General features: G+C 40.8%; 8 protein-coding genes. All 8 read right to left on the bottom strand.

Features of this window, described 5'->3' with window-relative positions; genetic code table 11:
* On the bottom strand, nucleotides 1–115 hold a 115-nt coding region (locus tag CH352_RS16450; protein ID WP_208861349.1), incomplete at its 3' end, for a biopolymer transporter ExbD.
* A gap of 33 nt (nucleotides 116–148) precedes the next feature.
* Nucleotides 149–961, bottom strand: a complete 813-nt coding sequence (locus CH352_RS16445; protein ID WP_100707939.1) for a MotA/TolQ/ExbB proton channel family protein — start codon at nucleotides 959–961, stop codon at nucleotides 149–151.
* Nucleotides 962–1143: 182 nt separating this feature from the next.
* Nucleotides 1144–3219 (bottom strand): cellulase family glycosylhydrolase, encoded by a 2076-nt coding sequence (locus tag CH352_RS16440; RefSeq protein WP_100707938.1) that lies wholly within the window; start codon nucleotides 3217–3219, stop codon nucleotides 1144–1146.
* A gap of 270 nt (nucleotides 3220–3489) precedes the next feature.
* Nucleotides 3490–6435: a TonB-dependent receptor domain-containing protein gene (locus CH352_RS16435; protein WP_100707937.1), complete on the bottom strand. Its 2946-nt coding sequence runs from the start codon at nucleotides 6433–6435 to the stop codon at nucleotides 3490–3492.
* Between the two features lie 31 nt (nucleotides 6436–6466).
* Nucleotides 6467–7054 carry a hypothetical protein gene (locus tag CH352_RS16430; RefSeq protein WP_100707936.1) on the bottom strand — a complete coding sequence of 196 codons (588 nt, stop codon included), beginning with the start codon at nucleotides 7052–7054 and terminating at the stop codon, nucleotides 6467–6469.
* A gap of 93 nt (nucleotides 7055–7147) precedes the next feature.
* Complete coding sequence (locus tag CH352_RS16425; RefSeq protein ID WP_100707935.1) at nucleotides 7148–9148, bottom strand: hypothetical protein; 2001 nt, start codon at nucleotides 9146–9148, stop codon at nucleotides 7148–7150.
* Between the two features lie 113 nt (nucleotides 9149–9261).
* Nucleotides 9262–9570 carry an LIMLP_04285 family protein gene (locus CH352_RS16420; RefSeq protein ID WP_100707934.1) on the bottom strand — a complete coding sequence of 103 codons (309 nt, stop codon included), beginning with the start codon at nucleotides 9568–9570 and terminating at the stop codon, nucleotides 9262–9264.
* 170 nt (nucleotides 9571–9740) lie between these two features.
* Nucleotides 9741–11429 (bottom strand): putative bifunctional diguanylate cyclase/phosphodiesterase, encoded by a 1689-nt coding sequence (locus tag CH352_RS16415; protein ID WP_100707933.1) that lies wholly within the window; start codon nucleotides 11427–11429, stop codon nucleotides 9741–9743.
* Nucleotides 11430–11740: the final 311 nt, after the last annotated feature.

Raw genomic sequence — 11740 nt, 5'->3', positions numbered from 1 at the left:
CCTTCACGAAAAACACTGCGGTTACCATAAAAAATACGAGAAGAAGAAACGCGATATCCGACATAGAAGAGGCTGAAATTTCCTCCAAACCTCTTTTTTTCTTAAGCTGAATCATATTCCGAATTCCTAATAAATGGAAGAGCTAATATTAAGCTCTTGCGTTACGTTTCAGGAATTCTTTATAAATTCTGTTTGCAGCTTCTTCCACTTCGGAAGTAAAACCGTCGATCCTGGAAGTCAGGTATTGGTGAAAAGTCATTGCAGGAATCGCGATGATCAATCCGGCCGCAGTGGTGATAAGAGCTTCTTTAATACCGCCCGCTACCACTTTCGCGTTAACTTGGTCGGCATTTGCGATCGCATCGAATGCGTTTATCATACCGGAAACCGTTCCTAAGAACCCGATCAAAGGTGCGATAGTCGAAACAGCAGCCAAGATCACAAGACCTCTTTCAAGAACTACGATCACTTCAGCAGCTTCTCTTTCGATACCTTTAGCGAAAATTTCTGCGTTACCTGCGGATACATCGATACCGTTTTTCAAAATATCTGAAATTTTATAAGAAGGATTTGCTTCGATGAATTCTTTCGCTCCATCAAAACCTTTTTCATCAACCTTCTCCCCTAAATCGATATTAAATCCTTTAGGCAGAAGTTTGGAAGTAGTAAGGAAGTAGATCCTTTCGAAAATAATTGCAAGAGCAATGATAGAAGAAAGAGCCAATGGATACATTGTCCATCCACCCTTATTGAACAGATCTACAAATCCCCATGTTCCGCTTTTTTCAGCAGGAGCTTGCGCAGGTTGTTCTGCAGGTGCGGTAGTTTGTTCTGTTTTATTTGCGTCGGTTGGCGCAGCATCTTGAGAAAAAGTAGGTAAAGTTGCAGTTAGAACGAATCCTCCCACAAGTGCAATGGCGATCCATTGGCGTAGAGAGAGATTAGTATATCGATTATGCATAGCTTTCGGAAGCTCCATAAGAAGTAATGAGACATTTTTACGTGATTTGAGTTACGTTCAGATTACAGGGAGGTTACGGGTGTGCTAGTTTGGGGAGAGAAAAGCCGCATTCTATTTGGAAAATTTCCCTTATGATTTCGTTTTGTAACGAAGAAAAGGAACTTAGAATGCGGCCAGGTTTATTACTTAGAAGGATAACCGCCGTAAGTCATCTTTCCAATCATATAGATCGGACTTTTCTTTTGGACCAAAACTCTTGTCTTAAGATCGTTCTGGATGGAAGAAAGAAGGCTTTCCGAGTAAGAGACTCCTGCAGCATCCACTGCCACTAAGAAGTGCACAGAATTTTCCGGATCTTCATCAGAATCCAAATCATCCCAAACTGCTAGAATATTTCCGGAACCGCTAACACGATTCGGGTCAGGAATAAGAACTGCTTCATTGGATCTATTTTGAGGGCTTGTAGGAATTCCTTTATTGTAAATAGTTTTGTCGGTGATCAACACTAGATCCGAACCGGAAAAATGCGGAGGAAGATATACTTCCGTAGGTGCGTCTGAACGTTTGCCGGTCCAAATCACTACGATAAATCTTCTGTCACCGAAATAGCTTGTGCCAGTTTCGGTGGGTCTGATCGCTCCCCATTGAAATACATTATTCCAAGTATCATATCCGATCGTATTATAATAGAAACTCATGAGAGAACCTTGGATCTTTCTCGGATAACCTCTTTGCAGAACATGAAAGTCCATATTTGCTTTGGTCCCGTAACTTCCAATCGCGGAGAAATCCTCGTCGTTCCAAGCATCCTTAGAAGTTAGAAGTTTGGAAGTATTACCATTCATGTATTCTTTATGATTATCGTAATAATAATCCCAATGCCATTCTGTTCCGGACACTACGGGATTATAGAAGTCCGCGAATCTGGTCTTAGTAGTTTGTTGCACGTCAGAGATTTCCATAGCTTGGTAAACTCCGCTGATCGTACGGGCGGTATCCTGGGCTCCTACACCTTTGAGTTTCATTCCGAATTCACTTAAGAAAACCGGAATGTCCAAGAATCTAGCTTCTTTTCGGATCTCATCCAAAGCCTTGAAATAAGTACCGTTATCAACCCCGGTGGTATCCAGACTCAGTCTGCCTGCGTCATAAAAATGAGAATTGAAAACGAAACCTTGGCCAGGCTTAGAAGTCAGATATCCTCCACCGGTTGCAATACCTCCGAAGTTTGTATTCCAAAATACCATAGGTTCTGCATAAACCCATTTGTTTTCCCAGCCACTTTGATCTAAGGTTTGTCTTATTTTATAATAGAAAGGCCAAAGCTTTTGGTTATCCCATTGAGCAGGAGTAAGACCTTCCATTCCACCATCAGCAGGTTCGTTGAAAGGATCTAATCCTAAAACGTAATCGAATTCCTGACTAGATAAGTTATTTTTAATATAAGATAGGGCTTTGCCGACCTGCCAAATATATTCCGTCTGCAAATTTCTAGCTTTATTCGCAGCGGTGAAGGGAGCGTTATTCCAAAAATTACGGAAACCTCTACGAACTGCTTCATTTGAGAAAAGGTTTTGTCCCCAAGTAAAACAGATCCCGCAAGATTCTTGAGGATAAGAACCGCTCGGTAAAACCCAAGCGGGCGCTCCGTTGCCTGTATACCAAGAACCTTTATTGAATAAATTTCTGGAAAATAAGTCCTGATGATAATCCAGCAATATATACATTCTACGAGCAATTGCAGCTTTGATCTGAAGAATGACAGCGTCCAAATAAGCATAATCGATCGTATCTGCGGAAGGATTCACTCCTTCCCAAGCGATTAGAAAACGAACCATATTGGAACCGGCGCTTTTTCCTAAAAGAGAGAATGCATTCTCCGCATCCGCAGTATTCCTAAACGGTTTAAAGCCGTCGGAAAGCATTTTGGTATTACCTGAAATATTAAAACCTCTGAAATACGCCTCTCTGCCTAAACCATCCACGAAGATCCTGTCGGTTGTTCCTGAATAGGATTTTGATCCTAATTGAATTCTTCTATCTTGCTCAGAACCTATATAATCCAAGGAGTGAGAATAAGAAGTAGAGTCTACTGCTGTGGAGTTTAGAGCGTGTTCATTTGTTTGTGTTCCTATGTTGGATACGTTTAACAAAGAAAGAATAGAGTTATTGAAACCTTTAGAGCCGACATTTTCACAAGAAGTGAAACATATTAGGATCAATGCTGATAATATTTTCGTATAGTGCTTACGGGTCATGCGTAGCGATCTAAGATTATATTTTTTCGTTGGAAAGTAGATTTTAAAAGAGTATAAGTTATTTTTAATACAGGAATATTATTTATTTTCACTTTTATTTCAGGAGATAAGTGAATTATAAGAAGAAGGTTTTGAAGAGGAGGGAAGGGTAAGTAGTGATTTTGAAATTAGGACTGAGCTAAGTAAATAGGACGAACAATCCTCCCCAAAATAAAAAAGCCCCTAATTCCTTTATAGGAAAGAGGGGCCTGCGATAGTTTTAAAATTTATTTAAAGCTTATAAGTAGCTTGGAAAGCGTAACTTACCCCTGTTCTATAAGAAAGGAATAGATCCTTCTCTCCGGTTAGCTCGTTTTTCTGATACACTCTATAGCGAGTATCAAAAATATTCTGAGCAGAAACCTTGAATTCAAGATGGTCTCCTCTTTTGGCTGTATAAACAACGTCGGTCAAACCAACTGCTCTTTCATAAGCGTCCGGTAGATAGTTCGCACCCACTGCATATAATCTATCTGCAAAGTAGTTATAATATACCCCGATTGTTTGTGTCTTTTTCTCGTTTAAGAAAAAGTCAAATCTCAGGTTGAATACGAATGGAGACTGCCCTTGCAGAGGTCTTGAAAGATTCGTCGGGTTATAAGCGGCGACTCTGGAAAGCGTATCTACTAAACCTGATTGAACTGCAATATATTGTTCCCAAGAGAGTACATCCACTCTGGATTTAATAAAGAACATATTCGTTTCAAAACGAAGCCAGCTAGTGATTTCCTTTCTGAAATCAAATTCTACCCCTCGGATGGTTGCCTGTTGAGCGTTAGCAAACGTGAATTTTTGGCTAATTCCACCTGCAACCGGTTGGCCGATCATTTCTATCGGATCGGAGATTTGTTTGAAGAATGCTCCTACCCCAACATAGTCGGTCGGATTTAGATAATATTCATAACGTAGATCGTAGTTATGGATATAAGATCTTTGTAATGAAGAGTTACCAAATATAGTGTTTGCTCCATAATAAGGAGTAAATCCGAAAGGCGATAATTCTCTTAAGTCAGGTCTTGTAAGAGTTTGGGTGACTGCTGCTCTTACGATCTGATCTTTTGCAAGTTCCCAGTTTAAATTGAAAGATGGAAGGCGGTCCTTTGTTCTGAGTTCTCCCACTCCATTATTGAACTGATCGCAAATATTATTCCTGATTAATGCAACTCGAACAGTGTCATCGCTTACACCGCATCCATAATCCAAATTTAGGAAGCTAGTAGTATTCCCAGTATAGTAAGTTTTTACTTTTTGGTAACTATCCTCGTAGCGCATACCGACTAATACTTTTAACTTAGGTAGGATTGGTAGATCCACCTGGCTATAATACGCTTGTAACTTTTGAGAAGCGGCATACGCGTTAGACTGACCCGGTAATTGTTGTGAAAACTGGTTCGTATTGTCTAAGAATGTTATAGGATTTGAATATACTTCCCCAGGAAGAGGATAACGTTCTAAACCTGTGGCAGTGTTAGGCTTTTGGCCATACCAGAAAAACGTAAAGTCTTTCTCTCTTGCCATCGAATAAGTTCCTAATTTGAGTAAAGCTTTCAATCCTGACCACTGATCAAAAGGAATCTCATAATTCAGTTTTAATGTTCTGGAAATATCTCTAGTATTTGAGAAGAATCTAGATCCGTCGTTAGAATCTCCTAATCTGGTCATATCATAAGGGTTCGGATTTCCTATCCCTTGTCTCCAAACCTGTTGTTGTAAATCAGGCTGGTCTCTGTCTGCTTGAGCGTAGTTCGCTCTCCAGTCGAACTTATGTGCACGATCTCCAAACCAGTTTAGAGCATGGTCTCCACCTAAAGTATGGTGTTGGATCAAGCTGCTGGTATATTGGGTTGTTAGTGCCTTGAAGTGAGCTAAGTTAATATAATCATTACCTTGAGCATCACGAACAACTCCTTCGCCTTGTTGAGTATAAAGTGATTTGATAAAGACTTGTTGGCCTTTAGTAATCTCATAAGCAAGGTTCATGTTATTTCCCCAGTTTCTTTCCTCAGTATAGAGGTCAGCTTTTTGGTCCTGGAGTTTATTTAGAGTAGAACCTGCAGTTGTATTTGGAAAAGCCGCAACACCTAAGTATCGATTTGATTCTTCTTGTCTGAATCTATAGTTTCGGTTATATGTTGAACCTACTAAAATACCAATACGAGAAGTTGCTCCAACTTTAAAAGTATCTCCATAGTTGATGGAGAAGTTTCTGTCGAAAGGAGCAGGACCCTTATCCGGGGTCCATTTTTGATTAAATTCAGCACTACTTGCTTGGACTATAGCAGGATCATATCCACCAAAGATGGATCCTGGAACTACAGGAGTCACATTCGGAACATTTGCAAGAGGGTTCTTTTGGTTGTCGTTCACTCCTCCCAACATATTTCCTTGGTTCATGTTTAAGAATTTATGACCTGTGGTATTATAGTTTCCACCAGCACCAACAGAAACACTGAATAATTTCTCTTCCGGATATTCTTGGGTCTCGATCTTTACAAGACCTCCAGAAAATTCAGCAGGTAGTTCCGGGATGAACGTCTTAATGATCCGAACGTTCTTTAACACTCCGGAAGGGAAGATGTCTAACGCAACAACCCGTTTATCTGGCTCAGTGGATGGAACTAAAGTATCATTCAATTCTGTGTTGGAATAACGTTCTCCCAAACCGCGAACGAATACGAATTTACCGCCGACTAATGTGATCCCTGTAACTCTTCGAACCACTTCACCTGCAGAGGAGTCCGGGCTTTTCTTGATGGCTTCTTTCGAGATACCGTCAGAAACGGATGAAGATTTCTTTTGTAATGCGAGAAGGGCAGCTTCCGCGTCGTTCAAGGCTCTTCCTTTAACATCTACAGTTTCCAGAGTTTGGAGACCGAAGGTGATATTGACCACTTGAGGTTTTCCTGGAGTGACAGTCACTGTTCTCTTTTGAGCAGAGAATCCGATCATTTGGAATTCTATTTCATGAGTTCCAAGCGGAAGTTCCAGATCATACGCGCCGTCAAAATCGGTCTTAGCGAATTTTTTGACTGCTCGAACTACAATGGTAGCACCAAAAACAGGTTCTCCATTGTCTCCATCTACGATTTTTCCCCTGACTTTTCCTGCCGCCTGTGCGAAAGCATTCTCCGAAAAAGTGAAGACCAGTAAAGCGATTGCAAAAAGTTTTATTTTCATTGTTAGTATTCGTTTTTATTATTTTTAAGAATTAAGTTCCAATAACGCAGACTTTAAATTTGCCTCGGTGTTCCACGACCAAGCGCACTTCTTCCAGTGTCACTTTTTCATTCCCGAAACTAATCGTTAAATTACCGACCCTATGCCCCTTTAAAGCTTTTAGCTGACGGACATCTTCTCTCCAAGTTAAGGTCTCTATTTTAAATTTTTGAGTTTTATGTTTTTTGAATAGGTTTTGAAGATTTTCTAAGGCAATGAATCTGCGCATATCCGTGAACTTCCAAGCTTGTTCTAAAGGCATGGTATTGGATAAAGTGTTTTCATCCATGGTATTCGGAAGGAAGATATTGATGTATTCGTCTTTGGTAAAAATATAGCGATCAGTCTGTCCATTTTGGACAGCTTCTAAAAATCGATAGACTGCTTCTTCTTTCGTGTTACTGAGATCGGAAATTTCGTAATTGTCTTTTATGCGGGCTCTTAGATAGGCCTGTGACTCTTCGATCTTCTTAAAATACTCTGGATCGTCGCCTTTATATTCTTTTTTGCAATTTGCGACTAAGCTTATAGTTAATATTGCAAAGATGATTTGCGTTATTGCAATCAATCTGGCATTCATGTTTGGTTCCCGGAACTTTATTTTTTTATTTTTATGTAATTATAAAAAAGCCTCCCCTGTGAAGAGGAGGCTTATGTAGTTTTTTAGATTCGATTAACGAGCTCTCCAAACAGACCAGCCAGAATACCAGCTGTTTCCACCAGTAGGTGTTACTACTGTAGTCCCGTCGAAGTCGTATAGAGTGGTTCCAGTATCAGGAGCTCCACCCCAAGTAGTTTTTCCCGCTACATTCGTTTTCAGATCCGGCTTGAATCCCAAAAACCCGCAATTGCTTTGGGTTGTTGTGATAGAAGCAACCGGAGCACTTGCTAAGGAAGTATCGCGAGTTCCTGTAGAAGTTGTTAGAGTGCAAGTTTGGACTTGGTCTGGATTGGTATCACTTACTAAACCATCGATGATGGAAGTAGAATCCCCGTATCCAGTTCCACTTGTAGCTGCACTTTCGCATTTAATGATTTGTTTGAATGCGTAAGCAACACCATGGAGGAATAATCCTTTCATACCTTCTCTATGACGTTCTGCATAACTTGCAGTTTCGTTCACTCCAAGCAGGGTGTATTGGTCTACGAATGGGTTAGAAGGTTCATCTCCTGCAGTTGCGCTAGGAGTTTTAGTGGTTCCATCCACTCCATCCATTTCCATTCCACCTGGGTCAGTGGAAGGAGTTCCACCGCAGGTTTTAGGATATTTAACTGCGATAATATATTTCAGGGCTCCGGAGAATCCTTCATCCATATCGAAGTCGTCATCCATACCACCGGTTCCTAAAAGGAACTTTCCTTTGAAAGTACGCTCAGTCGCTCCACCGGTTCCGGTTAGATTAGGAGAAGCTGCAGTTCCTACATCAGTAGCGTTAGCACCTCTTCCGCCTCCCCACCACTCAAAAGAATCGTCCAAACCTCTGTGAGATTGAACATAATTGAAGTTTCCGCTATTGAGTGCATACATAGAGTAAGAGTTCAACTCGTCTCCAGGTGCAACCTCAGTTCCTGCAAATTCTACGATTGTGTAATTCAAAGTAACGCTGGAAGAACCGGATGAAAGCGGATAAGCTAATGGATTGGTTCCTTCAGTTAAAGCTGCTGCAGTTCTGGTATTATTTCCACTTCCTATAAAGATCAAACCACCCCAGTCTCCAGGGAATCTGGATCCTCTTGCTTGTGCAGAAGTGAAACATACAGGGTTTGCAGCAGTTCCGTTAGTAACAAGGTTACCGCCATTGAAGAACATTGCAGAACCTCTTTCACCGTAAATCACAGCGCCAGCTGGAGCAGTGATTGTCGCTCCATTAGAAACAGTTACAGTTCCTCTTAACAGAGTGTAAGCTCCTAAAGTTTTGTTAGAAGTGATGTTTCCGGAAACGATCTCGGGATTTCCGATAGAGTCACATTTAGCTTCCCCGACAGTTGCATTAGGGTTACTGTAAACTCCTTTTACGGAAGTGATTACTGAAATATTAGATGCTAAAGTAGATCCGTCGAAAGTTCCAGTAATTACCAAACCTGCGCTGGAAGCTGCAACATCCGGATCAACAACTCCTGTCTCGTTTGAGAAGGTGATCTGACTTGCGCTAGTAGGGGCGGAAAGATCTACATTCACCGCCATGTCAAATGTTCCAACCAATTCGGTATAATTAGATGAACTGTCGCATGGATTCGGGTTTCCGGAGCATGTTGTAGTATCCGGAACTGAGAAAACTTCTCCTTTGATAGTTGCACTGGAATCGCTGATTTTAGTTGTGATGTTAAAATCAGCGGCGTCGTTGTTTCCGCTCGCATTTGCACATGCAACAGTGAAGTCAGTCCCTCCCGCTGTAATTTTGGAAGAAGTAAGTTTCACATACAAAGGTTTCGCAAAAGCAGGGGCACTGTTAAAGTTTGCAGGAAATTGTCCTACACAGTTTGCTTTTGCAAAAGTTCCCGATTGGGTTAACTTCCCGTTGATGATGACGGTGGCTTCGTAACCAGCTCCGCCTAAAGCGGCTAAAGCTAAGCCTGCGCCGTTGCTTCCTCCGCCGGAATCACAGCCTACAAGAGCAATAGCAACTGCAAGAGCGCTAACTGCTTTCGAGACTTTTTTATTTAACGATTTCATGGATCGAATCTCCTATTCATTCTGAAAAGAGGCCGAAATCCGATCGACCTCGAGGATTATGTTAGATAAAATACTTTACGACTTGATTACGTACCTGTTAAGGTTTTGGTTCTTTAGGGTAAAAGTAGTATTACCAAGAAGATCGCACCGAAAATCCCATAGTCAGTGTATCTTTCTTTATCAGGATAGTTCTCCTGATCTTTTTGTTTCCACTCTACAGGTTTTGCTTCAACAGTAACAGACGTTCTGTCAAAACCTCTACGAGAGCCGTCTTCGAACTCAACGATCACACCTTGTTCTGTCTGATTGGTTTTTACGTTCTCAATGACTTCTTTGGTTTTGGTATTGGTGACTGTGTCTGCAGAAAGAGTTCCCAAACATATTAGAAAAATTGAAATTGTAATAATAGTTCTCGTAATCATAATGTAATACTTCCGGTTCACTGTATCCTCCTTATGGAAAGTATGGATACTCGTGCAATTCGATTAAGCCGAGAACTGTTACAAACAGATTAAATGTAATAAAGGAAAAGGTGAAAGTGTAAGGACTAATCGATTGTGATTAGCCATGAAGGTGCGGAGAAGAAGTTGTATTAGGTTTGAACGAATACCTCTAATTCTTCTAAAAGAATCGGTTTACTTAAGAAATATCCCTGTGCTTCGTCACAGCCAAGATCTTTGATCTTACGCATTTGCACTTCTGTTTCTACACCTTCTGCAGTGATCCGCAGCCCTAAACTTTTTCCTAATGCGACGATCGTTTTAGAAATCGCCAGCGAATTCGGATCCGTTAGGATTTTGCGTACAAAGGATTGATCCACTTTTAAGGTTTTGAGCGGGATTTTACTTAAATAAGAAAGGCTGGAATATCCTGTTCCAAAATCGTCCAAAGCCAAGGAAATTCCCCAGGAATGCAGTTCTCCTAAAATTTCTAAAGCAGACTGTATATTTGTAATGAGGCTCGATTCTGTGATCTCAAGCTCTAGATCTTCTACGCTTAGATTGTTCTTCTCCAATATATCCAATACTTTTTTAGTAATATTCTTATCTTCCAATTGTTTTGCAGATAAGTTTACTGAGATGCGGATCGGAGGCAGCCCTCTCTTTTTCCAAATTCCCAAATCTTCCATAGATTTGGAAAGGACCCATTCTCCCATTTCTCCAATGATACCACTTTCTTCTGCGATTGGTATGAAGATAGTAGGGGAGATTACACCGTATTCAGGATGATTCCATCTAAGTAGTGCTTCTGCGGAGATTTTTTTGCCTGTTTGTACTTCTATTCTTGGCTGGTATTGAATGAATAGCTGGTTTCTAGAAATTGCAAGTCTCAGGTCTTTTTCGAGAAGATATTTCTCTTTCATCCTTTCCTTCCATTCGGAAGAATAAGTTTGGATCTTAGAAGTTCCCGATATTTTTGCTTGGTTTAGTGCCGTCTCAGATTTCCATAAAAGTTGATCGGATGATTTTCCATCATAAGGAAAAACTGATATTCCGATTAGTATCTCGGAAGAGATCTGTTGATCTACGACGTTTAAAGGAGAAGATGTAATGTCCTGTATCTTCCCCGCCCAAATTTCCGAATCCGTTTCTAATATTTGAGAAGAAGAAGGTAAAGGAAAGAAAGAGAATTCTGCATCTCCTGTCCTTGCGAGAACTGTTTCCGGTCCAAGCATTGTTTCCAATTTTTGTACCAATGATCTCAGGTATAGATCGCCCATATGTACACCAAAATTAGATCTGATCTGTTTCAAGTGGGTTGCTTCTAATGAAAGAACAGGAAAACTTAATATTTCTTCCCTCATGGAGAGTTCATGAAGAGAACTGCCCAATCTTTCCAAGAATAGATCCCGATTCGGTAATCCGGATAACCCATCATAATTTGTCATGTAATGAATGAGCTCATCCAGCTTGCGCACAGTAGTAACGGTATCCGCCATTAATGAACCAGCTTCATCTCGGAACACTGTGGGTAGATTCGGGATCTCTCTTTCGCTCAAATATCTATTCAAAGACTTAGAAGTGAGCATTACCGGAGCTAAAAGTTTACGTAATGCAAGAAGAGTGGCGGCCGTTCCCGTAAGAGTTGCCGCGAGTGCGATCCCTAAAATTTTAAATGCAGTCTGTAAATCCTGAATAGTGGATATCACAAAGAATAATAAAAGTGTGATCAACGGAACGTGGGTTCCGAGAAATGCCACCAGCATAATTTTGCTGGAATAGGTTTTAAGAATTCGGACCTTACTAAGATAGGAATAAAAATTTAATCCGTTAAGACTCATCAAAGTTTCCTTGATTGGAACGTTATACGTTTTCGCGTTGTGCCGAGGCTTTTCGTCTTAGGTGGAACTAAATTTCTACTTATAAACCATGCTTTTGAGGAGACCTCCCTAAACAAGGACAAAAAATCAAAGGCATAGTCCGAAGTATTTAGTTGATAATTTATTTTCTGAATATAGGAACTTCAACATCAATAACTTGAAGAAGTTCTCACGCAAAGCCTCTAAGTAGAAAAGATTTTCCTGCGGAAGGGATACGGAGGGGAAGTCCGAAGGACCGAAGCCCGTAGTAGCCCGGTTCGAGCAAAGCGAGA

This window comes from Leptospira hartskeerlii, from assembly GCF_002811475.1.
Classification (GTDB): Bacteria; Spirochaetota; Leptospiria; order Leptospirales; family Leptospiraceae; genus Leptospira_B; species Leptospira_B hartskeerlii.
The sequence above is the reverse complement of the archived record's forward strand: the minus strand, read 5'-3'. Positions and strand labels throughout refer to the sequence as shown.